22 protein-coding genes and 1 tRNA gene are annotated in these 23,430 nt (G+C 54.5%); 8 read left to right on the top strand and 15 right to left on the bottom strand.

All coding sequences use genetic code 11. The annotated features are described in order from the left end of the window. The first annotated feature begins 2 nt into the window (after positions 1–2). Positions 3–758: an SDR family NAD(P)-dependent oxidoreductase gene (locus KZZ10_RS03085; protein ID WP_259660039.1), complete on the top strand. Its 756-nt coding sequence runs from the start codon at positions 3–5 to the stop codon at positions 756–758. A 33-nt stretch (positions 759–791) separates the two neighbouring features. Here the strand turns inward: KZZ10_RS03085 and KZZ10_RS03080 are convergent, their stop codons facing one another. The 3 genes from KZZ10_RS03080 to ychF are packed head-to-tail and all read right to left on the bottom strand — an operon-like array spanning position 792 to position 4,695. Then, positions 792–2,468 (bottom strand): thiamine pyrophosphate-binding protein, encoded by a 1,677-nt coding sequence (locus tag KZZ10_RS03080; protein WP_259660038.1) that lies wholly within the window; start codon positions 2,466–2,468, stop codon positions 792–794. Between the two features lie 44 nt (positions 2,469–2,512). Beyond that, a complete protein-coding gene (locus tag KZZ10_RS03075) occupies positions 2,513–3,589 on the bottom strand; it encodes a malate/lactate/ureidoglycolate dehydrogenase (protein ID WP_259660037.1) in 1,077 nt (358 codons plus the stop codon). A gap of 14 nt (positions 3,590–3,603) precedes the next feature. Next, positions 3,604–4,695 carry a redox-regulated ATPase YchF gene (gene ychF, locus KZZ10_RS03070; RefSeq protein WP_259660036.1) on the bottom strand — a complete coding sequence of 364 codons (1,092 nt, stop codon included), beginning with the start codon at positions 4,693–4,695 and terminating at the stop codon, positions 3,604–3,606. 42 nt (positions 4,696–4,737) lie between these two features. Between ychF and KZZ10_RS03065 the strand changes: the two genes are divergently transcribed. Then, entirely contained in the window at positions 4,738–6,324 is a 1,587-nt protein-coding gene (locus tag KZZ10_RS03065; RefSeq protein ID WP_259660035.1) for a class I adenylate-forming enzyme family protein, read from the top strand. Here the strand turns inward: KZZ10_RS03065 and KZZ10_RS03060 are convergent. From KZZ10_RS03060 to KZZ10_RS03025, 8 genes are all read right to left on the bottom strand, one after another. Continuing rightward, the gene (locus tag KZZ10_RS03060) at positions 6,321–7,100 is read right to left on the bottom strand and encodes a CPBP family glutamic-type intramembrane protease (protein ID WP_259660034.1); all 780 of its coding nucleotides are present in this window, start codon (positions 7,098–7,100) and stop codon (positions 6,321–6,323) included. The genes KZZ10_RS03065 and KZZ10_RS03060 overlap by 4 nt on opposite strands. Beyond that, positions 7,097–7,693 carry an aminoacyl-tRNA hydrolase gene (pth, locus tag KZZ10_RS03055; protein WP_259660033.1) on the bottom strand — a complete coding sequence of 199 codons (597 nt, stop codon included), beginning with the start codon at positions 7,691–7,693 and terminating at the stop codon, positions 7,097–7,099. Before pth ends, KZZ10_RS03060 begins: the two co-directional genes overlap by 4 nt. 99 nt (positions 7,694–7,792) lie before the next feature. Beyond that, positions 7,793–8,416, bottom strand: coding sequence for a 50S ribosomal protein L25/general stress protein Ctc (locus KZZ10_RS03050; RefSeq protein WP_259660032.1), 624 nt, complete (start codon positions 8,414–8,416; stop codon positions 7,793–7,795). Positions 8,417–8,523: 107 nt separating this feature from the next. Next, positions 8,524–9,474 (bottom strand): ribose-phosphate pyrophosphokinase, encoded by a 951-nt coding sequence (locus KZZ10_RS03045; RefSeq protein WP_259660072.1) that lies wholly within the window; start codon positions 9,472–9,474, stop codon positions 8,524–8,526. Between the two features lie 103 nt (positions 9,475–9,577). Beyond that, positions 9,578–9,651 (bottom strand) — tRNA-Gln (locus tag KZZ10_RS03040). A 1-nt stretch (position 9,652) separates the two neighbouring features. Beyond that, positions 9,653–10,594, bottom strand: a complete 942-nt coding sequence (ispE, locus tag KZZ10_RS03035) for a 4-(cytidine 5'-diphospho)-2-C-methyl-D-erythritol kinase (RefSeq protein ID WP_259660031.1) — start codon at positions 10,592–10,594, stop codon at positions 9,653–9,655. Positions 10,595–10,619: 25 nt separating this feature from the next. Further along, positions 10,620–11,198: an outer membrane lipoprotein LolB gene (locus KZZ10_RS03030; RefSeq protein WP_259660071.1), complete on the bottom strand. Its 579-nt coding sequence runs from the start codon at positions 11,196–11,198 to the stop codon at positions 10,620–10,622. 2 nt (positions 11,199–11,200) lie between these two features. Then, a complete protein-coding gene (locus tag KZZ10_RS03025) occupies positions 11,201–13,036 on the bottom strand; it encodes a tetratricopeptide repeat protein (protein WP_259660030.1) in 1,836 nt (611 codons plus the stop codon). A 61-nt stretch (positions 13,037–13,097) separates the two neighbouring features. Here KZZ10_RS03025 and mutM point away from each other — a divergent pair, with 61 nt between their 5' ends. After that, on the top strand, positions 13,098–13,925 hold the full coding sequence (gene mutM / locus KZZ10_RS03020) for a bifunctional DNA-formamidopyrimidine glycosylase/DNA-(apurinic or apyrimidinic site) lyase (RefSeq protein ID WP_259660029.1): 828 nt from the start codon (positions 13,098–13,100) through the stop codon (positions 13,923–13,925). On the opposite strand, the gene KZZ10_RS03015 is transcribed toward mutM, so the two are convergent. Continuing rightward, positions 13,926–15,341 (bottom strand): FAD-binding oxidoreductase, encoded by a 1,416-nt coding sequence (locus KZZ10_RS03015; protein WP_259660028.1) that lies wholly within the window; start codon positions 15,339–15,341, stop codon positions 13,926–13,928. It lies immediately after the preceding gene. A gap of 205 nt (positions 15,342–15,546) precedes the next feature. Here KZZ10_RS03015 and KZZ10_RS03010 point away from each other — a divergent pair, with 205 nt between their 5' ends. Continuing rightward, on the top strand, positions 15,547–16,935 hold the full coding sequence (locus KZZ10_RS03010; RefSeq protein ID WP_259660027.1) for a phosphomannomutase/phosphoglucomutase: 1,389 nt from the start codon (positions 15,547–15,549) through the stop codon (positions 16,933–16,935). A 30-nt stretch (positions 16,936–16,965) separates the two neighbouring features. Continuing rightward, entirely contained in the window at positions 16,966–18,531 is a 1,566-nt protein-coding gene (gene pgi / locus KZZ10_RS03005; RefSeq protein ID WP_259660026.1) for a glucose-6-phosphate isomerase, read from the top strand. Positions 18,532–18,556: 25 nt separating this feature from the next. Here pgi and KZZ10_RS03000 read toward each other — a convergent pair whose 3' ends face one another. From KZZ10_RS03000 to coq7, 3 genes are all read right to left on the bottom strand, one after another. Continuing rightward, positions 18,557–19,585: an SDR family oxidoreductase gene (locus tag KZZ10_RS03000; RefSeq protein WP_259660025.1), complete on the bottom strand. Its 1,029-nt coding sequence runs from the start codon at positions 19,583–19,585 to the stop codon at positions 18,557–18,559. Positions 19,586–19,601: 16 nt separating this feature from the next. After that, positions 19,602–20,876, bottom strand: coding sequence for a Vi polysaccharide biosynthesis UDP-N-acetylglucosamine C-6 dehydrogenase TviB (gene tviB, locus KZZ10_RS02995; protein ID WP_311133536.1), 1,275 nt, complete (start codon positions 20,874–20,876; stop codon positions 19,602–19,604). A 391-nt stretch (positions 20,877–21,267) separates the two neighbouring features. Beyond that, complete coding sequence (gene coq7 / locus KZZ10_RS02990) at positions 21,268–21,945, bottom strand: 2-polyprenyl-3-methyl-6-methoxy-1,4-benzoquinone monooxygenase (protein ID WP_259660024.1); 678 nt, start codon at positions 21,943–21,945, stop codon at positions 21,268–21,270. Between the two features lie 114 nt (positions 21,946–22,059). Here coq7 and KZZ10_RS02985 point away from each other — a divergent pair, with 114 nt between their 5' ends. From KZZ10_RS02985 to KZZ10_RS02975, 3 genes are all read left to right on the top strand, one after another. Then, on the top strand, positions 22,060–22,506 hold the full coding sequence (locus KZZ10_RS02985; RefSeq protein ID WP_259660023.1) for an OsmC family protein: 447 nt from the start codon (positions 22,060–22,062) through the stop codon (positions 22,504–22,506). Positions 22,507–22,527: 21 nt separating this feature from the next. Continuing rightward, entirely contained in the window at positions 22,528–23,322 is a 795-nt protein-coding gene (locus KZZ10_RS02980) for a thymidylate synthase (RefSeq protein ID WP_259660069.1), read from the top strand. Positions 23,323–23,341: 19 nt separating this feature from the next. Next, positions 23,342–23,430, top strand: an 89-nt coding sequence (locus KZZ10_RS02975; RefSeq protein ID WP_259660068.1) for a dihydrofolate reductase, incomplete at its 3' end; no start/stop codon positions are given.

The raw sequence follows: 23,430 nt of genomic DNA, 5'->3' as shown, positions 1-23,430 counted from the left end.
CAATGCACATCTCTCATCACACCGCTGCGCAAGCGTTTGACCTGTCGGGCACCCGCATGCTCATTACCGGCGCAGCAGGTGGCATCGGTTCAGCCACCGCTCGCCTGTGCAATCAACTTGGCGCCACGTTGGTGTTAAGCGACTTTGGGCAGCAAGCGAAACTCGAAGAGCTTGCGCAGCAGCTAAAGGGTGTGACAGCGGTAGAGTCTTGCGATGTGACAGACCGCGCCGCGGTCGAGGCGATGGTCCACCGCCACGGCCCCTTGACTGCAATGGCTGACACAGCGGGTATTTGCCCCTTTCATGACGACTGGATGGATCCCAGCTGGAATGAGGTCGAGTTCATGCGCGTGATGAAAGTAAACGTACTTGGCCCGATCAATTTGGTCCGTGCGATCTTGCCCGGCATGATGGAGCGTAAACATGGTCGTATTGCTTTGTGTGGTTCCATCGCAGGCTGGACGGGCGGCCTAAGGGCAGGTCCGCACTATTCTGCCTCCAAGGGGAGCGTCCACGCGCTTGTGCGGTGGTTTGCCGGGCGCGCGGCCCCGCATCACGTCAACGTCAACGGCGTCGCCCCCGGTCCCATTGCGACGGGCATGACAGAAACTGGCGGCTATGAACCGAACATCTACCCGATGAAGCGTCTTGGCGAGCCCGAAGAGATCGCAGGCATGCTGACCTATCTCTGTTCACCCGCCGCTAGCTTTGTGTCAGGTGCCATCATGGATGTCAATGGCGGCACCTTGATGCGCTGAGCCTTGCGACTGCAGGGCTCGCGCAGTGGGTCGCTAGGTAGCTTCGCCAAAACCCCGCGCCACAATGACCTCGACCAAGTTCGGTCCGCCACTTGCTAACGCTTCTTTCAGCACCGTGGCGATTTGGCTTGGATCGGTCACTAAACGCGAAGGCATGCCCATACTCTTGGCAACACCCGCAAAATCGATAGCAGGATTATCCATATCCATCGCCACAAACTGATCGGTGCCGCGCATGGCAAGCAAACGCTCTTTGATAATGCGGTAGCTGCGGTTATTGATGATCACATAGGTGATTGGCAACTTTAAATGTGCAGCGGTCCACAACGACTGAATACTGTACATCGCACTGCCATCGCCAATGGTCGCGACCACTTGCCGCTTCGGATGCGCTAGGCTCACACCCACCGCGCCGGCCATCCCAAAGCCTAAGCCACCACTTGCTAAGCCATAGTAGGCGTGTGGATCATCCATAGGTAGCATCGCAGAAATCGCTGGTGCAGCCGTGAGTGTTTCGTCTACAACGATGACATCTTTAGGCAAGACATCTACCAACTGGCTGACCAGATAACGCTGATCAATCGGCTTGGCATTCGCACTCGCCGCGACATCCTGCCGCGTCTTTGCACGGGCTGCAGACCAGTTGCGTGTCGCAAGCTCTTTTACCCGCGCTTGGGCTTGCTGAGCTTGTTCTGTCGTACGTGCTGCCCGCAAAATCGGCAGCAGTGCCAGTAGCGTCTCTTTCACATCCGCACGCACAGCGGTCGCAGTCGAGTAATTTTTGCCGAGTTCCCAATCTCGTTCAGTAATGTGGGTGACGGGCAGCTCTGGAGGCAGAGGCTCTACCGTGCTCATGGGCGACATGCGTAATAGATCCGCACCCAAGCACAAGAGGTGGTCGTATTGTTCAAGCGTCTGACGCACTTTCTTTTGATTACGTGTCAGGTCGCCCATACAAGTCGGGTGTGACGAGGGGTAGCGCGCGTTATACGGCACGGACTCTTGATAGACCGCGGCACCTAACAGCTCGGCAAGCTCGCACGCTTGTGCAAACATATCCGCGTTGGCGATCTCGCGACCGGCAACAATGACGGGCTTTTTCGCGGCAAGCAAGGTTTGCGCGATCTGTTTAAGTGCAGTATCACTAGGACGCACTGCGGCGTCCACGACCGTCGGAAAGCCAAATTCGATTTCTGCTTCTTCGTCGAGTACCGAGCCTGGCAAACTAATAAACACCGGCCCCATGGGTGGAGTTCGGGCAATCTTTGCGGCACGTCGAATAATGCGTGGCAGGTCTTCTAACCGTGTGACCTCAAACGCCCACTTCACCAACGGCGCAGCCATCGGCACTAAGGGCTCATACAGCAGCGGCTCTTGCAGACCATAGCCCACTTCGTACTGACCTGCCGTAATCAATAAAGGCGAGCCAGAAAACTTAGCGCTATAGATCGCCCCCATCGCATGGCCAAGTCCCGGCGCACAGTGCAAGTTACAAGCAACCAATTTGTTCGTAGCGCGAGCAAAACCATCGGCCATCCCAACTACGATCGACTCTTGCAAGCCCAACACATAGGTCAGCTCAGGGAACTGAGGCACCGCTTCCATAATGGCAAGCTCGGTCGTACCCGGATTACCGAACATGTGTGTCACGCCCTCGTCAAGCAGCAGCTTGATGAAAGCCTGACGACCTGTCATTTTTTGAATAGCCATTTATGTCTCCCTAGATCATTTTTCTGTATTCATAGCCGCCAGCTCTAGAGGCCGGCAAGCTGCTGCATTTGCACAGGATCAAGCCCTAACTTCTTTGCCGTGTCCAACATGTCAGACCACGTGGTGTGATCCACGGGTATACCGTACTTCGTGCGCTTTGCACGCGACTCGCGCTCAGGCTCACCTGCAACACGTACGCCCTCGCCTCCTGGGAGCGGTGGCGAAGCCTTGACCCAGTCGATAAACGCCTTCATCTCGTGCTCAAACACAGAGCCGTCCGCAAGCTTAGCGGGATCAAAGACGATCGACAGCATGCCGTTGACGACACGACGCTTGCCGTCAGCGGGAGCATGCGTTGTCATGCCACCTGCCAGTGCGCCGCCCAGCAGTTCGCAAATCAACGCCAAGCCGAATCCTTTGTGGTCACCAAAGGTGCACAACGCACCAAGCGGAGGCTTGACTGCGTAGACAGGATCTGTTGTAGGTTTGCCTTCACTGTCGATCAGATACCCCTCAGGCAATTGCTCGCCTTTGTTGAAAGCGACACGGGCTTTACCCTGCGCAATGATGCTGGTCGCAAAATCGAGCAAGATCGGATCTTGACCCGCCACGGGGATACCCACCGTAAAGGGGTTCGTACCAAAGCGTGCATCGCCACCGCCAAAGGGTGCAACGATGGGGCGCGAAATGACATTGACGAAATGAATCGAAATCAACCCTTGAGCGACAGTCATTTCAGCCCAGGCGCCGATACGGCAGAGGTGATGAGAGTTGCCTAAGGCCATAATGCAGCTGCCATGCTCTTTCGCACGTGCGATCGCCAACTCCATCGCTTGATGCCCAATCGCCTGGCCAAAACCACACTCGCCATCCAGACCGATCATGGTGCCGCTATCCATCCGCGTTTGAATCTTGGCGTTTGGCTTTAGGCTACCTTCGAGATAGGCTTCGGCATAGCGTGGCAACATGCCAACGCCATGCGAGTCATGTCCGGTTAGATTCGCTTGAATTAAATTTTCGGTAACGAGTTCGATTTCGCGCGCATCGCTACCAAAGCCAGAAACGAGATAGCGCACTGCGGAACGCAATCGCTCAATCGGAATGATGTGCATGTCAGCCATGACAAGCGCCCTTTTTATACGTTAAACAAGAAGTTCATGACGTCGCCATCCTGCACGATGTATTCCTTGCCCTCGGCGCGCATCTTGCCTGCTTCCTTGGCGCCTTGTTCGCCCTTAAAGGTAATGAAATCCTCGTAGGCGATGGTTTGTGCGCGAATAAAGCCGCGCTCAAAATCGGTATGGATCACGCCGGCAGCTTGTGGGCCTGTTGCGCCGATCGGTACTGTCCAGGCGCGTACTTCTTTTACACCGGCGGTGAAATAGGTTTGCAAACCTAACAAGGTGAAGGCGCCACGAATCAGGCGGTTTAAGCCTGGCTCTTGCATGCCCATGTCTTCGAGAAACACAGCCTTATCGTCGTCAGGCAGTTCTGCAATTTCAGATTCAATCGCGGCGCAGATCGCCACGACGGGTGCTTTGCGTGCCGTGGCGTATTCTGTCAGGCGATCAAGCATCGGGTTGTCTTTAAAGCCGTGATCACTGACGTTGCCTACGTACATGGCGGGTTTGGCAGTGATAAAGCATAGCGGTGCTATCAAGGCCATGTCTTCGTCTGACAAACCGAGCGCACGAATCGGCTGTGCATCGTTTAACTGCTTGATGACCACTTCAAGAATCGCGACAACTTTTTGTGCGTCTTTATCGCCCGAGCGTGCAGTTTTTTGATAGCGATGCAAGGCTTTTTCAGCGGTTTGCATATCGGCCAAGGCAAGCTCAGTTTCAATCACTTGAATGTCAGAAATCGGATCGACACGGCCGGCGACGTGGATGACGTTGTCGTCCTCAAAGCAGCGCACCACGTTGATGATGGCGTTGGTTTCGCGGATGTGTGACAAGAACTGATTGCCCAGGCCTTCGCCTTGACTGGCGCCAGCCACCAAGCCTGCGATATCCACAAATTCAACCGTGGCATGCAAGATGCGCTCGGGGTTGACGATTTCGGCGAGCTTGCCTAGGCGGGCGTCAGGTACCTCGACCACGCCCACGTTTGGCTCGATCGTACAAAAAGGATAGTTTTCGGCGGCGATACCCGCCTTAGTGAGGGCATTAAAAAGGGTGGATTTACCGACGTTGGGCAAACCCACGATGCCACATTGCAGAGCCATGAGAATCCTGAATTTCTGAAGGGTGGAACAGCTGTATAGAATATGAGGATTGAGTTTAACGCTTTGGGTCCCGCCATGTATCTCGATGACCACCTCGCTCGTCCTTTTGGGTCTATCCCGGCACTCGTCCATGTCACGGCCGCAGAGCGCCCAACTCAACCAGCCTTAATACTGGATGGGCATACCCTCAGCTACGCTGGACTGGATGCGCTTATCGGGCGGGTGGCTAACAGCCTACAACGGGAAGGCCTAAAACAAGGCCAGGCCGTTGCAGCCTGCGCGAGTACTTCCATTGAGTACGTTGCGCTTTTTTTAGGTGTTCTTCGGGCAGGCGGTCTCATGACCCCTCTGCCCCCCTCCGCGACCCCACAAAACCTTTCCGCCATGCTGGCCAACTCTGGTGCCAAGATCTTGTTTATGGATCAAGCTTGCGCGCGCCAATGGTCAACGGATGAACAAGCCGCAGCGGGACTCAACCGGGTCTGGCTCGACGACTCCTCGGGCGACGCATCCGACTGGTCCAGCTGGCTTACCCCGCACGCCACCCCAACGCCAATTTTTCCCGAGCCGCACTGGCCCTTTAATTTAATCTACTCCTCGGGCACGACCGGAACGCCAAAAGGGATCGTGCAACCCTGCTCAATGCGGTGGGCGCATGTGCAACGCGCAGCGACCAACGGCTATGGCCCAGATACGATCATGCTGGCGTCCACACCCATTTATTCCAATACAACGCTCGTCGCACTCTTACCGACACTTGCCCTAGGCGGCACCGTAATCTTGATGTCGAAGTTCGACACCCGCCGCTATTTGGAGCTCGCCCAGCAGCATCGTGTCACGCACACGATGCTCGTGCCGGTGCAATATCAGCGGCTCATGGATGATCCCAATTTTGATGACTTCGATCTTTCTTCTTTTCAGGCGAAGTTTTCAACGAGCGCTCCTTTCAGTGCTGCGCTCAAGGCCGACGTATTACGTCGCTGGCCGGGCCGCCTAACTGAAATTTATGGGATGACCGAAGGCGGCGGACGTTGCGAACTTGAAGCGCACAACTACCCCCATAAGCTCCACACCATTGGAAAGCCCGCGAGCGGGCACGACATTAGGCTCATTAACGAGCAGGGCCAGGAAGTTGCGCCAGGCGAGACTGGTGAAATCGTAGGTAGCTCCGCTGCCATGATGGAAGGCTATTTCGGCATGCCAGAAAAAACGCGAGAGGTCGAATGGTTTGACGCCAAGGGCAAGCGCTTTATTCGCACCGGCGATATCGGACGTTATGACGAAGATGGTTTTCTGACCTTGTCTGATCGCAAAAAGGATGTGGTGATCTCGGGCGGCTTCAATATTTACCCGAGCGATCTCGAGGCTGAGTTGAGTCAGCACCCAGCGGTTCGTGAGTCTGCGGTGGTCGGTGTGCCCTCACGTCAATGGGGCGAAACGCCAGTCGCCTATGTGGTGTTGCGCCCGCAGTCGGACGTCAGCGCCGAGAGCTTGCTCCAATGGCTCAATGCTCGGGTCGGGAAGACCCAGCGCCTAGCTGATTTAATTTGCATTGATCGCCTCCCCCGCAGCGAGATCGGCAAGATCTTAAAGAGACAGTTGCGAGAGGAGTACACAGCTAAATCTTAGCTTGCTGCATTCGCAAACTGAAGCGCAACCCAAGCAACGGCGAGCGGGCCCGCATTAAACAAGCCGTGTAGCAATATCGCGGCACCGATGCCACGCTCCACCCGCATCCAGGCCAACACGAGCCCCGTCACCCACTGCGGGAGCACCAATACGACCATCATCCACCACGCCATCTGCTCGAATTTAAAATTATGCAGATGTAGCGCAGCAAATGCCACGACCGAGGCATGCATCACCCAAGGAAATACCTTGCAGTAGGCTCTTAACCAAGACCAGGACCACACGCTAGGCATCACATCCCAGCGCGCAAGCCACCACAACACCAACACTGACAGACCGAGCAAGCTACCGGCCCACCACTGCATACCATTTAGAAATACGAGGATGAGCACGGGCACTAACCACAGCGCGTGCACCGGACGCCGCAACCCAAACCGAAACAATAATTCCTCAACAATGGGCGCCCAAAGCAAGGCCTGAAACCAGGGCAGGTTATGCACGTCAATTCGATGGCTGGCACCGCTCAACTCAAAAACACCCAAGACCAGAGGGCCCAATAAGACGATGTTGACGAACCACAGCAGTGCTGCCCACGCCAATAAGCGCTTGACGGAGATGCCAGGCCACCAGTCTGCGTGCCATGCACCCCCACCCCGTGCGCCGGCAGAGCGGTTTGCAAAAGCCCGAGTCAGGGTCGGACGTCTAATAAAGCGAAGACAGTGCACGAGCTCCTCGCGAAAGGGCAACACGCCCGTCACCCGAGACTGCTCAATCATGCGGGGTTATCACGATGCAGTTGAGCCGTGGCACGTGCAAAATCGCCCGCAAAAAAAAGTGGCATCACAGCCCGGCAACGTGTCAGGCAATCATCAATCGCCATCTGGTCTTCTCGGCGAGGCGGATGCAGAACGAAATCTGCGACCTCTTGGGTCAGATTAAGAGTTCTTGGATGACCAATGCCCAAACGCAAACGCCAAAAGTCTGCACTACCAAGCACTGCCTGGATATCCCGCAATCCGTTATGGCCAGCATGACCGCCCCCTTGCTTGACTTTAACCTGCCCCGGAAAGAGATCAAGCTCGTCGTGCACCACCAAGATTTCTTGTGCTTCCAATTTATAGAAACGCGCCAAGGCGCCCACACACTGACCTGAACGGTTCATATAGGTTTGAGGCTTGGCAAGAAAGACCTGCTCGGCCTGCACTCGCGCCTTGGCGACTAGTCCTGAAAAAGACTTTTCATTCGTGAAGCTCGCGCGCAAATCCTCTGCAATCGCATCGACCAACCAAAAACCCGCGTTATGACGCGTGCGTTCATAATCCGGCCCAGGATTACCAAGACCTACGATAAGTTTGATTGGCTTAGACATGCCTGCATTAGAAAGCAAAAGCCCCGCTTGCGCAAAACGCTAGCGGGGCGATCGGAACGTGCGGCGACCGAACCCTAAGGGTTCAGCACCATTCGATCCTTAAGCGGCAGGGGCTGCAGGGGCTGCGCCTTCTGGCTTGGCATCAGCATCATCGCTCGCGCCACCCTTAACGATTGCAGTCACCAACACAGGATTCGTGTCACCGCGATGGGGAACGTGGGTCACGCCGCTTGGCAACGTGATGTCAGCCAAGTGGATCGAACCACCACCAACCAATTTGCTCAGATCTACTTCGATGAATTCTGGCAGGTTCGCTGGCAAGCAAGAGATGTCAAGGTCCGTCAACACATGCGAGATGATTGCAGCGCTGATTTTGACAGCAGGCGAAAGCTCAGCGTTCATGAAGTGCAGTGGCACCTTGGTGTGCAAAGCTTGGTCCGCTGAAACACGCTGGAAGTCAACGTGCATCACGATCTGCTTGAAGGGGTGCCACTGAACCGAACGCAACAGAACTTGTTGGCTTTTGCCTTCGAGTTGCATGTCGAGAATGGATGCGTGAAATTTTTCTTTACGCAAGGCGTGAAAAATTTCGTTGTGATCGAGTTCGATGTTGATTGGCTGCTCTTTGCCACCGTAAACAATGGCTGGGACGCGGCTTTCACGGCGCAGGCGGCGGCTCGCACTCGTTCCCTGTACGCTTCGTGGGGTTGCATTAAATTGCATGAAAAAACTCCAAAAAGGGTGGATATCACCCGGTTAAAACGCTGCCTGAATATCAGTCAACGCGTTTGTCGGCCACCGCGACCAGTGGCTAACAAATTCTTCTCGCTTTAGTCAACGAACAGTGAGCTCACTGACTCAGCATTTGAAATTCGTAAGATGGTCTCACCCAGCAAAGCTGCGCATGACAGCTGTCTGATTTTGCCGCAAGCGCGACCTTCCTCAGACAGTGGAATCGTATCGGTCACAACCAACTCATTGAGCTCAGAATTATTAATACGCTCAATCGCACCGCCAGACAGAACGGCATGCGTACAGTAGGCATACACAGCCCCAGCGCCACGCTCTTTCAACGCTTGTGCTGCCTTACAAAGCGTACCAGCGGTGTCAACCATGTCATCCATGATCAAACAAGTGCGGCCATCGACTTCACCAATGATATTCATCACTTCTGAAACGTTGGCACGAGGGCGACGCTTGTCGATAATGGCCAGGTCGGCCTCAAGCTGCTTCGCCAAGGCCCGGGCACGCACCACACCACCAATATCCGGTGACACCACAACGAGATTAGTCAAATTGCGGCGCCAGATATCGCCTAACAAAATCGGGCCAGCGTAAATGTTGTCTACAGGGATATCAAAGAAACCTTGGATCTGATCTGCATGCAAATCCATTGTTAGCACGCGATCAATACCAGCCACCTGCAACATGTTTGCGACAACCTTGGCGGTAATTGCAACTCGGGCCGAGCGTGGGCGACGATCTTGACGGGCGTACCCAAAGTAAGGGATCGCGGCGGTGATACGGCCGGCCGAAGCACGACGCAACGCGTCGACCATCACCATTACTTCCATCAGGTTGTCATTGGTGGGGGCACAGGTCGGTTGCAACACAAAAACGTCTTTACCGCGGACGTTTTCGTTAATTTCAACCATGACTTCCCCGTCCGAGAAACGGCCGACGGTCATTCGACCTAGGGACATGTCTAGGTGGTTAACCACATCAACGGCCAGCCTTGTATTGGCTGTACCGGTAAAAATCATAAAACTATCGTTGGCCATGGTCGAGGCAGTCACAGACAGTAAGAATTTAGATGCGGAACAAAAAAGCTGCTGAACAAATGCCCTTACACACGTTGGCTAGTTCAACAGCTCTGCAATGGGGCTGGGGAGGAAGGATTCGAACCTTCGCATGCCGGAATCAAAATCCGGTGCCTTAACCAGCTTGGCGACTCCCCAACTAACTATCAACCCAATCCTGCAGCGGGTGCACATTTAAACCTTTACACAGCAAAATAGACTGTATCGGGTTGAACATGTCCGCCGTTGCAGTATCGGAAAAATCCGAACTTATTTTAGCGAGCAATTTCTGGCGAGCGAGCTCAGCTTGTGTGGCGTCAGGAAAATTTATAAATAAACATGCCCCAGACCCCGTCATACGCGCTTCAAAACCACCTACACTAAATTCGGCTTTGTTTAGCCAATCTAGCGCTTGCTGTACCACCGGGTAACGCTTTAACACAACAGGCTGCAAATCATTGCGCCCAAAACCCAAATCTGCGGTGCTTTCGCATCCCGCGATTTGACGCCCAGAAAAGTCCAGTATTTTGACCGGATCGGTGTTTCTTGTCAAATCCGGATCCTGAAAAATCCCTTGCGTGGGCACATGTTGCGCCGGCTGGACCACCAAATAGGCCTGTTCAGGCAACTCTACGGTCGTGAGCTTTTCACCAATTCCTTCCGCAAACGCATTTTGCCCATAAATAAACACTGGAACATCGGCTCCCAAACTTAGCCCCAACTGCATCAGCGCCTGTCGACTCAGACCGGTTCGCCACAATCGATTCAAGGCGATCAACACAGTCGCCGCATCGCTCGAGCCGCCCCCAAGCCCTGCGCCTGACGGAATATGCTTGCGCAGACGAATCTGAGCGCCGAGCTTGGTGCCCGTATATTGTTGCAACGCTTTGGCCGCGCGCACCACCAGATCGTCGTCGTGCGCTACTCCCAACATGTCCGTTTCACGAACAATTTGACCGTCACTGCGCGTATCAATATCAAGTAAGTCGGCCAAGTCGATAAGCCGAAACACCGTTTGAATCAAATGGTAGCCGTCTGAACGTCGACCAACAACGTGCAGGAAAAGATTTAGCTTGGCGGGAGCAACGAGGTCATAAAGCATATTAAATCAAGCCTTTACGGCGCTTTTAGGTCCCATCAACAACTAGGCGAATTACGATTTTTTTTGCGTCATCCTGTCGCGAAAGAACCAAGAGTCGCGGACCAGAAGCATCAAAACGCGAGAGCTCTACTCGCCAGCCAGCTTGTTCGAAGCTTGCGACTCGTCCTTGCTCATCCCGACTCACTCGCGTCATCGCAGGCTCAGCGCTTGTTTGACTACGTAACCAAGTACGCAAATTCTTGACGGGGATCGCCTCGCCCACTGCAGTTTTTACAAGCTCCTCTGGGGTGAGCGCTTCTAACTTAACGCCATTACTTTGAGTCAGCACGGCACGTTTACCTGTCACCTCAATGCGAGCCAAAATATTGCCAAACGGATTGGTTAAATCTAGTTCAAGCCGGCCGTTCGCATCTCGCCAGGAAAAGCCACCCTGCACGGCTTGCGCAGGAGACAGTGGCTCTTCTACCCGTAAAGCAAACCGTCCACTTCTAGCAAAGGAATCCAAGGGTTGCGGTGCGAGACTTGCTTGCTGCGTCGCGCACCCAACCAGTGCGATCAGAGTAAAGCCAACGAGTGCCCTCACCCAGACCAATAAAAACGTCACCTTCAAAGGCGCACTCCGAGTCGCTTCGCCGTATCAATGAGTGTGGGATTTTTGGGGTCGCGTTGCGCGCCCTCTTTGAGGTACTTTTGAGCCTCATCACGACGCCCAAGTCGCCACAACACTTCGGCAAGATGCGCAGCAATATCAGCCTCAGGGCGTTTAGCATAAGCTTGTTCGAGGTACTCCAACGCTTGTTGGTTATCGCCCATCCGAAACTTCACCCAACCCATACTATCCAAAATGAAGGGGTCCTTGGGCGCTAAAGACAGCGCACGGGTGATCAGCTCAAGCGCCTCAGGCAAGCGCTGATTTCGATCCGCTAACGAATACCCTAAGGCATTGTGCGCATGCGCGTGTCCGGGATCAAGCGCAATCACTTCGCGCAAGAGTTTCTCGGTATCACGCATTTTATTCTCGCGCTCATAGAGCATCGCGAGCTCGTATTTAATCTCAATCGTATCTGGTAACTCTTTATTAGCTGCGTTCAAACGTTTAATCGCGTCGCCGATTCGATCTGCATCACGCAAAATCTGTGCACCTGCCGAAAAGCCAAGAATTCGTTCATCATCGCTTTGCGGGCTACCAGAATCAATCAAGGCAATCGCTTCGTCCACACGCTTTTGACGCGCACGAATCATTGCCTGCTTAATCCGGGCAGAGTAACGCGCGGAGGGATCCTCGATTTTGGCGAGCAAACTAACAGCCTCATCGAGTTTGCCCTGCTCATCAGCAATTTGTGCGTAAAGTTGATATGCCTCAGCAAGTGCAGAGGGCGCGTCAGTTGCGCCGGGAGCAGACCCGCGTTCACGCTGCGTCTGGACGATGACAAACTGCTCTAGAAAACCTCGCGCCTGATCTAGCTTTTTCGCACGGTACGCGACCTGGGCCTGAACGAACAGCAAGTCGAAATCTTCTGGCGACCGTTTAGCCATTGACTGAAGTTCATTCATTGCGGTGTCGTACTGCCGCAAATCCGTCAGATGACTAACCATCATCAAGCGCAAACGACGAGCCTGAGGCTGTGCAGCAGCAAAAGCCGACGCATCACGTAGCGCTGCCGCTGGGTCAACACCTAAACCGTACTCAAATACGCGCATCGCCGCGTCTTCCGAGCGTGGGGCAACCGCAAGGGCTTTACGGGCCTCTTCCAAGGCGCGTTCGCGATCTGCGGCCGCACTGGCCATATCAGCAAGCGCCAGATGCGCAGCAAGCGTGTTGCGAGCTGTGCTTTCCGCAATTGCAGTCGATAGGATACTCAGCGCATTACGCTTATCCGGCATACGGCTCAAAATATGTGCTGCTTGTGCGATGCCGACATTTTTGTCTGCCGTGGCATCAATTTGCTTACGCAGTGCCGTTGCAAGACCGCTTGTCTGCCCGGAGGCAGCTGCAAGCGCCATTTCAGTAGAGGCGGCCTCTGGGTCATCCGGCGTAATCCTTAACCAAACACGCGCGGAGTCCAACGCGCCAGGCAAATTTCCGCCTCCTAGATAAAACTCAAGCGCTCTGCGGGCAAGACGATAGTCGCCCACCTCACGCGCTAGCTCCAGCATCGTTTTGCCCGCAGACAAAAACGACCCTCGCTGCGCCGCGATCTCGGCAGCCAGTATTCGAAACAAAAGGGAGGATGTAAGTGTGACTTCGGGCAGCTGGCCAAAGCGCAAATGGATCTCTTCGGACTCAGCGACGCGAGGCTGAATCTGAAGAGGGGTGTTTTGAGAGGTTCCTTTGGTCTGCCCCACCTGCGCCCAAACCGGCGACACAAAAAGTGAAATCGACACGGCCACGGGCAAGGTAGCAAGCCAAGGGGTAATACGAAATTTAAACGACGACTTCACGCGAACCGCCTAGTTGGTGGCACAATCAACTGACTCAGTGACAAGATGTTAGCACTCGCCCATGCCAGAACTACCAGAAGTTGAAACAACTCGTAAAGGAATTGATGCCGTTGCAACAGGACGGGTGCTCCAGCGCATGGTCGTACACGACTCGCGCATGCGCTGGCCTATCCCTGCAGGGCTACCGGAATGGGTGAAAGAGCAGAAGGTAAATGCCTGTCGGCGCCGAGGGAAATACCTGCTATTAGAGTTCGATCGGGGCACCCAACTGATTCACTTGGGGATGTCCGGCTCGCTGCGCAGCGTCCAAACTGGCGAAATATTGCGCAAACACGATCATGTTGAATGGCATTTTGAGCACCTAACCCTGCGTCTGCATGACCCCAGACGATTTGGGGCTGTGCTTTGGCACCCAGCCGAAGACGGCCCAGCCGAGCGGCATCCGTTGCTACAAAAACTTGGAATTGAGCCGTTTGACCCCCGCTTTAACGCAGAGCACCTGCGCAAAGGCTTTGCGGGGCGACAAATGGCGGTTAAACAGGCCTTACTAGCGGGCGATGTTGTGGTGGGTGCTGGGAATATTTATGCCTCAGAGTGCCTATTCCGCGCCAAAATTCACCCTGCCACCCCCGCGGCACGCCTATCGTACGAGCGTTGTGAACGCTTAGTCGTTGCCCTACGCGGTACGCTTAAAGATGCGCTCGAGTCCGGTGGCAGCACCTTGCGTGACTATGTCAATGCCACGGGCGAGGCAGGCGCCTATTTCACATTGCATGCCGCCGTTTATGAACAAGACGGCAAACCATGCAAAACGTGTTCCCGCCCGATCAAACGACTCGTGCAGGGACAGCGAGCCACCTATTACTGCTCGACCTGCCAAAAACGCTAATTAAGCCTGCAAGACCTTGCCCGGATTCATCAGCCCTTGCGGGTCAAGGGCTGTTTTAATCTGCTTCATCAGTTTGAGTTCCAGTTCGCTCTTGTACCGGGTGAGCTCATCACGCTTGAGTTGCCCAACACCGTGTTCAGCACTAATCGAGCCCGCGTGCGCATGCACACTGTCATGCACCAACTGGTAAACATCGTATTGTGATGCGAGGAGCTCTTGTTCCGTTTGATTCGGCGCGCGCGCCACGTTGTAGTGCAAATTGCCGTCGCCAAGGTGACCGAACACAATATGCTGAATACCCGGGAACCGCTTCTGTAGCGCTGCGTTAGTCACCTGGACGAATCTCCCGATCGAAGAGATAGGTATCGACACATCGTGCTTGATGCTTTTGCCAAGCTCAGCCTCAGCCAGGGGGATGCTCTCGCGCAAATGCCACATCGCCTTGCTCTGAGCGATATTCTCTGCGATGGCCGCATCGGTCACAAGACCATCTTCGATCGCCGCACCTAGGACTGCCTCGAAGCGTCCTTGCGCATGCTCCGCGCTCTCGCTATCCGAAAGCTCTAGCAAAGCAAACCAAGGCGATTGGGCAGAAGCCCCTTCAAAGGGCAGTCGCTGCTGCGGAAACAATCTGACCACCGCCTGCAAAACTGGGCCCATCATGACTTCAAACCCCGTGAGCGAGGCACCAAAACCGGCTCGCGCACGCGACAATACGGTAATTGCATCCTCCATGGTGTTTAACGCTAGCATCGCAGTGCGCTGGGCAACCGGCAAAGGGTATAACTTCAGCGTCGCAGCGGTGATGATGCCCAGCGTACCTTCGCTTCCAATGAATAAGTCTCTCAGGTCGTAGCCCGTATTGTCCTTGCGCAATCCGCGCAGTCCGTGCCAAATCTCGCCTTCGGCCGTCACAACTTCCAGCCCCAAGGCGAGATCCCGCGTATTGCCATAACGCAATACCTGGGTGCCGCCGGCATTGGTGGCCAAATTGCCACCAATGGTGCAGCTGCCCTCGGCCGCCAAACTAAGCGGGAACAGCCGGTCAGCGCCACGTGCTGCCTCTTGTACCGCTTGCAAAATACAACCGGCTTCGACTGTCATCGTGTCGTTATCTGTATCAATCGCTCGCACCTTGTTTAAGCGCGCCAGGCAAACCACCACCGCACGCCCAGTGTCATCAGGCGTTGCCCCGCCACATAGGCTGGTATTGCCACCAGAAGGCACGATCGGTGTTTTATTGGAGACACAGACTTTGACGACATCAGCGACCTCTTGTGTTGAGGCCGGGCGCACAACAGCCAACGCCTGACCGCGATAACGGCCCCGCCAATCCACTACATAAGGGTCCATTGCCTCGCCGGTTAACACCTGAGCAGCGCCAACGATGTCCTGCAGTTGTTTCAATACGCTCATTCAAATCTCATTTTAGGGTTGGACTTACCGGCCAATTTTTTTGTAACCATTCAACAAATTGTAGGGTAGTTCATTGAAAACCGTCATCAATTAAGAGGTTCTCAGGATGCTTGCCACTAGTCAAATAGGCGATAATACGGGATTCATTTTGCGTCTTGGGCTCACCCCGCTTTTTAGTGTGCCCACCGAACCCGGAGCAGCACTCGTGTCCGCATCACATCCGTTTCCACATTCGAGTTTCAAAGCCTACGACATTCGTGGCGTCGTACCCACAGCACTCAATCCCGCCTTTGCGCGCGAACTCGGACGCGGCCTTGCCGCACGAGCCCATGCGGTGGGCGTCACGACAATGGTCGTCGGTCGGGATGGTCGTCTGAGCAGCCCCGAACTGGCCGGCGCCCTACAAGAGGGCATGCGCCAGGGCGGCATTAACACCATCGATGTGGGTCAGGTACCCACCCCGTTGGTCTACTTCGCCGCCTACACGCTAAAAACCGGCTCTGGCGTCGCCGTCACGGGTAGCCACAACCCGCCCGAATACAACGGTTTCAAAATGATGATGGGGGGCGGCACACTGCATGGCGATGCAATTTTGGCATTGCGCGATGAGGTCGCGGCGGGCCCCGCACACGCCACAACACCAGGTGAGGCAAAAAGCGTCGATATCCTTACCCCCTACTTGGCGCGGGTCCTAGGCGACATTAAGCTCAAGCGCCCAATGAAAATCGCGATTGACTGCGGCAACGGAGTTGCCGGAGCCGTTGCGCCGCAACTGTTTCGCGGACTGGGGTGCGAGGTCACTGAACTCTTTTGCGAAGTCGATGGCACATTCCCGAATCACCACCCCGACCCCGCCGAGCCCCACAACCTTGAAGACCTCATCCACTGCGTACAAACGACTGATTGCGAAATCGGTTTGGCATTTGACGGGGATGGCGACCGCTTGGGCGTGGTCACAAAATCCGGACAAATCATCTGGCCAGATCGCCAACTCATTCTGTATGCGCGTGATGTTCTAGAACGCTGCCCTGGCGAGACGATTATTTACGACGTGAAGTGCAGTCGTCACGTTGCGGTGCAAATCCGCGCTGCGGGTGGCAAGCCGCTCATGTGGCAAACCGGGCATTCACTTATCAAAGCCAAGCTTGCCGAAACAGGCGCACCGCTTGCCGGCGAGATGAGTGGCCATGTGTTTTTTAAAGAACGCTGGTTCGGCTTTGACGATGGCCTCTACACCGGCGCACGCTTGCTCGAGATCCTTTCTCGCTCGGCCAACCCATCGGCCGTCCTCGAAGCGTTGCCACAAGGTGTTTCAACGCCTGAACTGAAACTCGAAATGCGCGAAGGCGAGCCACACGCTTTAATCAAACGCCTACAGAACGAAGGCGTATTCGAGGGCGCAAGCGAAATCGTCAAAATTGATGGCCTGCGTGCCGACTACCCAGATGGCTTTGGCTTAGCGCGCGCTTCAAACACAACACCCGTTGTCGTACTGCGTTTTGAGGGTGACTCCGTCGAAGCGCTCGCTCGCATCCAAGACGCCTTTCGCAAACAATTGCTCGCGCTTGCACCGCACGTCAAACTCCCCTTCTGACCGATCTCCATTGACTTTACGCCTGCCCCTATGAGCGCCCTTTCGCAAACTACCGCTTGGAAATCGTTTTCGCATGCGGTGTCCGCAAGCCCCACCAAGCCCGCCACGCTGCGTATCCTGCGCGCCGCCGAACTTGAGGTCGATCTCAGCACACAACGCCATAGTCCCGCGCTTGTGATTGCCGCTCGAGCGTTGCTCAACCAACAAGGCTTTGAACAAGCGCGCGCTGATTTGTTTGAAGGTGCGCCGATCAATTGGACAGAAAATCGTGCGGCCTGGCATACGGCATTGCGAGCACCAACGCCCCCGTCCCGGGTTGCTCATGCGGTGCAGGCCGAACAAGCAAAACTCGCCGGCTTTGTCGAGAGAGTCAATGCACAAAACCTCTATCGCAATGTCGTGCACCTGGGAATCGGAGGCAGTGATTGGGGCCCTAGACTCGCAGTGGAATCTTTGGCCGGACACGCTGGGCGGCGCACGATTCGCTTTGCCTCAAACGTCGACGCGCACGCGATCACGGCAGCGCTCGAGGGTCTCGATCCGTCTGACACCTTAATCATCATTTCGTCTAAGTCCTTTACAACGATTGAATCACTCGCCAATGCGGCATGTGCAATTGATTGGTTACGCGCAGGCGGAGTCAAGCAGCCGCTTGATCACTTTGTTGCTGTCACAGCAAACGCACAAGCCGCGCGTGAATTCGGGATTCGCGAAGAACACATTTTCGAGTTCTGGGATTGGGTCGGCGGACGGTATTCGATATGGTCTTCCATAGGCTTACCAATTGCGCTTGGCCTAGGAATGGACACACTCAATGACTTGCGTGCTGGCGCAGCGCAGATGGATGAGCACTTCCTGAATGCCACCCTTGAAGAGAACGCACCCGTGCAAATGGCCTTAAGCGCCGTTGCGAACTGTAGCGTGCTCGGCTACGCGTCATTTGCTTTATGCCCGTATGATGCGCGCCTGCGACACTTAGTCCCCTGGTTGCAACAACTCGAAATGGAGTCGCTTGGTAAATCTACGCAACGCGATGGCACCACGCTTGATGTCGCGAGTAGCCCAGCAGTTTGGGGAATGCCCGGAACGGATAGTCAGCACACATTTTTTCAGTGGTTGCACCAGGACGGCAAAGGCGCGCCCGTAGACTTCATCCTCTGCGCTAAACCAGACCATCGCCACACCCGCCACCATCGCTTGCTTATCGCAAATTGTTTGGCGCAACGCGCAGCGCTTCTGGAAGGAAAGTCCTTTGAGCAGGCACTCGCTGAAGTCTCACTCAAAGAGAAAAATCCACAGGCCGCTGCAGCACTCGCGAAACACCGTGTGCATCCAGGCGGTCGTCCTTCCACACTGATCGTCATGCCCCAATTAGATCCTAAACAACTTGGCGCGCTACTTGCGCTTTATGAGCACAAAGTCTTTACCGAAGGGGTACTGTGGGGCATTAACCCCTTCGATCAATGGGGTGTGGAGTTCGGTAAACGCTTGGCCGGCGACATCGAACGGCGACTCGACGCACTTGGCAGCGACCCTGCAGTCAGTCCCTATGATCCATCTACGGCCCACTGGGTCCGTAAGCTTGCGAGCGGCTAGATCGAGGCATCGCGCGCCTGTCTCATTAGCCCAAAAATTTGACGTACCAAGGCATGGCCACTTCCAACCCCTCAGCAATCGTATGCGTGGGGGAATAGCCTAAGAGTGTGCGCGCCTTACTGATGTCCGCTTGCGAATGACGTACATCGCCGGCCCTGAAGTCTTGATACACGGCCTCTTTGTCGTACTGTACGCCCTGTCGTCCCAGAGCATGCGTCAACAGATCAAAGAGCGCGTTGAGGCTCGTGCGCGCATGCACCGCAACGTTATAGACTTGATTAACTCCCTCAGGCGCGGCGACAGCAGCAAGGATATTGGCCTGCACGGCATTTTCGACAAAACAAAAATCACGACTCGTTTCGCCGTCACCGTTAACAAGCACGTCATCACCGCGAATCATGGCGGCAACCCATTTGGGTATGACCGCGGCATAGGCGCCTTCCGGGTCTTGTCGCTTACCAAAGACATTGAAGTAGCGCAGGCCCACACTCGCAAAACCATACGAGCGAGCGAACACATCGGCGTACAACTCATTGACATACTTTGTCACGGCATACGGAGAAAGCGGTTTGCCAATTCGATCTTCAACTTTCGGCAAGCCGGGGTGATCTCCGTACGTCGAGCTTGAGGCTGCATAAACAAAGGCAGACACCGCTGCGTCACGAGCGGCTATCAACATATTTAGATAACCAGAAATGTTGACGTCGTTAGTGGTTGCCGGATCTTTAAGAGAGCGCGGCACTGAACCAAGTGCTGCCTGATGCAACACACAATCCACTCCGGACACCGCGTGGGCACACATGGCAGGATCACGAATATCGCCTTCATAAAAGACAAAGCGAGACCACTGAGACCCTGACACAGAGGCTTGAATCTCTTCCAAATTGTGTCGATATCCGGTAGCAAAGTTGTCGAGCCCGATGACCTGCTGGTCAAGTGACAGGAGAGTTTCAACCAGATTAGATCCGATAAAACCTGCACAGCCTGTTACAAGCCATTTTCTTGGCTTCGCGCGTAAGGACGCCTGGACCTGATGGTAGCGGGTGATTGTCATGTGACTCTATTAAAGGTTAAAGACGCAGGTCCGACTGCTCAGTCTTGAAGATATATTTCAAGTCATAAAGCACATGTTTGGGTTTTCCTAATGCGCGGATCGCATCGATACCCAGCTCGGCAAACTGTCGATGTGCCACGGCCATAATCACCGCATCGTAGCGCCCATTTTCAAGCGTCTGTACAGGATGGATGCCGTACTCATGCACAGCCTCCTTTGCCTCAACCCACGGGTCATACACATCTACGTCAACGTTGTACTCACCAAGCTCTTTGACGATATCAACAACACGTGTATTGCGTAAATCAGGGCAGTTTTCCTTGAAGGTCAAACCCATGACCAGCACACGTGCCCCCTGCACGTAAATACGTTCCCGTGTCATCGCCTTAACCAGCTGAGACACAACATACCCACCCATACTGTCATTGAGCCGGCGCCCCGCCAGAATAATCTCTGGGTGATAGCCGATCGACTGAGCCTTATGCGTCAAGTAATACGGGTCCACACCAATGCAATGTCCACCAACTAAACCCGGCCTGAACGGAAGAAAATTCCACTTTGTCCCGGCGGCTTGCAAGACGGCTTCTGTATCGATGCCGAGCTTGTTAAAAATCAACGCCAGCTCATTAATCAACGCAATATTGACGTCACGCTGCGTATTCTCAATGACTTTAGCCGCCTCCGCCACACGGATACTCGGTGCCAGGTGCGTGCCGGCCACCACGATCTGGCGATACAAAGCATCTACAAGTGCCGCAACCTCAGGTGTTGACCCGGAAGTGACTTTCTTAATGGTGCTGACGCGATGCTCTTTGTCACCAGGATTGATGCGTTCTGGGCTATACCCTGCAAAAAAATCGACGTTGTACCGCAAGCCAGAGACTCGCTCGAGTACAGGTACACAAACCTCTTCAGTTGCCCCTGGGTAAACAGTGGATTCATAGATGACGATGTCACCGACCTTAAGAGCCTGCCCAATTGTTTCACTCGCCTTCACCAACGGTGTCAAGTCAGGCTGTTTGTATTCATCAATCGGCGTGGGCACAGTAACGATAAAGACATTGGCTTGTCCAAGGTCTGCGCGCTGGGCCGTGTAACGCAAGTGTTTGGCGGTGGCCAACTCGACGTCGTCGACCTCCAGCGTGTGATCATGCCCGTTTTTGAGCTCATCGATACGTGCCGTGTTGATATCAAAGCCTAGGACACTCCGATGCTTACCGAACTCTACAGCCAGTGGCAAACCCACGTACCCAAGCCCCACAACGGCAAGATTGACATCCTGTATACGCAAAATATTCTCCGACAAGGCGCATCACTGCGGGGTGCGCAATAGCTGTCTATCCGTGACCAGCCAAAACCATGATGATAAGGGAGAGCGAGGCTATACAAAAAAAAGCCCAAGACTTTACAGTCTTGGGCTAAATCCACCAAAGGAGGAGGGTGGAGGAGACAAGCTTGGCAAGCTAAGGAGGCGAGAGCTTTCTGGACGCCTCCGTTGTTTAAACATTTATCTGCTTTCGGCAGGTTTAGTTTCAACAACTTTGTACTTAACTTCCATATGCCAAATACTAAACCATTTTTTTGTGCATTGCAAGAATATTTAAATCTACCTATGAAATACATGGAATTTTGTTGTTTTTGTGCGTCGCAACAACATGTGGCAACCAGAATGTCGTCCTGCCCTAGATTCGGTATGCGGTTGTCGTCATCACCCGGGAAACGGTCCGCATCACGGCCTTGACCGGCGCTGCTAGGGCGGAGGCCCCATGATCTTCCGCCGTTTTGCGGTGTTTGATCTCATCTTCTTTCATTTGTAGGACAATCGCGCGAGACCGATCATCGTGGACCGGCAGACGCTCAAGATGGTTATCCAAGTGCGCCTCAACCTGACGCTCTGTTTCTGCCATAAACCCAAGATTGTGCGCTACGCCCGATCGACCCGCCAGAGCGCCGAGGACAAACGATCCCGCATACCAAAGGGGGTTTAGAACACTTGGGCGAGCATTCAATTCCGCTAAGCGCTGCCCACACCAGGCTAAGTGATCCACCTCTTCCGCAGCTGCGTCGAGCAATAGCTCTGTACAAGCTGGATCCTTACACACCACGGACTGACCACGATAAAGCGCCTGCGCACATATTTCGCCCACATGATTTACACGCATGAGTCCCGCCGCATGCGTCTTTTGAGTCGCGTCTAACGCCTGCGCATCTGGCGCCAGGACATCCGCCGGGTTTGGACGCTTCGCTCCGACCGATCCCGACAGCACCTGCAGGGCCATATCCGCCTCCGCGATCAGGGCATCAAACAGCCCATGACGACGCACAAAGCCGGAAGCAAACTTCGGCACAGAATCCTGCATGACTGACTCCTAGTTAGATTTACAAGCATTCTAGCCCGCCCTATCTTGCAGAAAACCTGATCCTTTCGAGGCCCGAAAGGATTATCATTCTTGCTTCAACGCTAAGGATTCGATATGGAAGTCAACATTGACTGGGGCGGACCGCAAGGTATGCTGTTCGTTGCAAAAACGGGAACCGGACACATTGCGGCCATGGATGGTGCGCCTGAGGGTGGGGGTCACAACCTCGCTCCTCGCCCGATGGAACTGCTGCTAGTCGGAACAGGCGGCTGCACAGCTTACGATGTCGTACTCATCCTGAAACGCGGTCGCCACGCCATCACAGGCTGCTCAGTCAAACTGCAAGCAGAGCGTGCCGAGGTCGATCCCAAGGTTTTCACAAAAATCCATTTTGTCTTTACAGTCACGGGTGACAATCTTCCTCGGGCTGCTGTTGAACGCGCTATTGCCTTATCCCACGAAAAATATTGCTCTGCCTCTGCCATGCTTGCGCACACTGCGGCCATCACTTGGTCCGCCGAAATCGTCCAGTCTGGCGCAGCTGCGCAGCCAGCCGCTTAATCGGATGACTCTGTCAACATGATGAACCAGTACGAAACCTTCATGCGCCACGTCTACACCACGGGCGTCAACAAAACAGATCGCACAGGCACAGGCACGCGCTCGGTCTTTGGCTATCAAATGCGTTTCGATCTCTCCAAAGGTTTCCCGCTCGTCACAACAAAAAAACTACATACCCGCAGTATTTTTGTCGAACTTCTCTGGTTTCTAAGAGGCGACTCGAATGTACGGTGGCTGCAAGAAAATGGCTGCACAATCTGGGACGAATGGGCAAGCCCGACAGGTGACCTAGGCCCCGTCTACGGTGTGCAATGGCGCTCGTGGCCTACCCCCGATGGGCAACATATTGATCAGATTTCACAGGTACTCGAGCAAATCAGAAAAACACCCGATTCACGAAGACTGATTGTTTCTGCATGGAATGTCAGTGAAATCAAAAACATGGCACTTCCGCCCTGTCATGCTTTTTTTCAGTTTTATGTTGCTGAGGGCAAGCTGTCCTGCCAGCTATATCAGCGCAGTGCCGATATTTTTCTTGGCGTCCCCTTCAATATCGCAAGCTATGCCTTACTGACACATATGGTGGCACAACAGTGCGGACTTGAAGTTGGTGATTTTGTTTGGACCGGTGGCGATTGCCACATCTACACCAATCACTTTGAGCAGGTCGAGCTACAGCTTTCTCGCGAACCGAACGCATACCCTCAACTTGTGATTCAACGCAAACCGGACTCACTGTTCGATTACCGTTACGACGACTTCGTCATTGAGAATTACAACCACCACCCGCACATCAAAGCGCCCGTGGCGGTGTAGCGTTGAGACCGAGCACAATATGCCCCTGAGCCTGATTGTCGCCTACGCCGAAAATCGTACGATTGGCCGTGAAAACACGCTGCCGTGGAAGCTAGCGGGTGATCTCGC

It is taken from the genome of Zwartia hollandica, from assembly GCF_019923725.1.
Taxonomy (GTDB): domain Bacteria; phylum Pseudomonadota; class Gammaproteobacteria; order Burkholderiales; family Burkholderiaceae_B; genus Zwartia; species Zwartia hollandica.
This window is presented reverse-complemented; position numbering and strand designations above follow the sequence as displayed.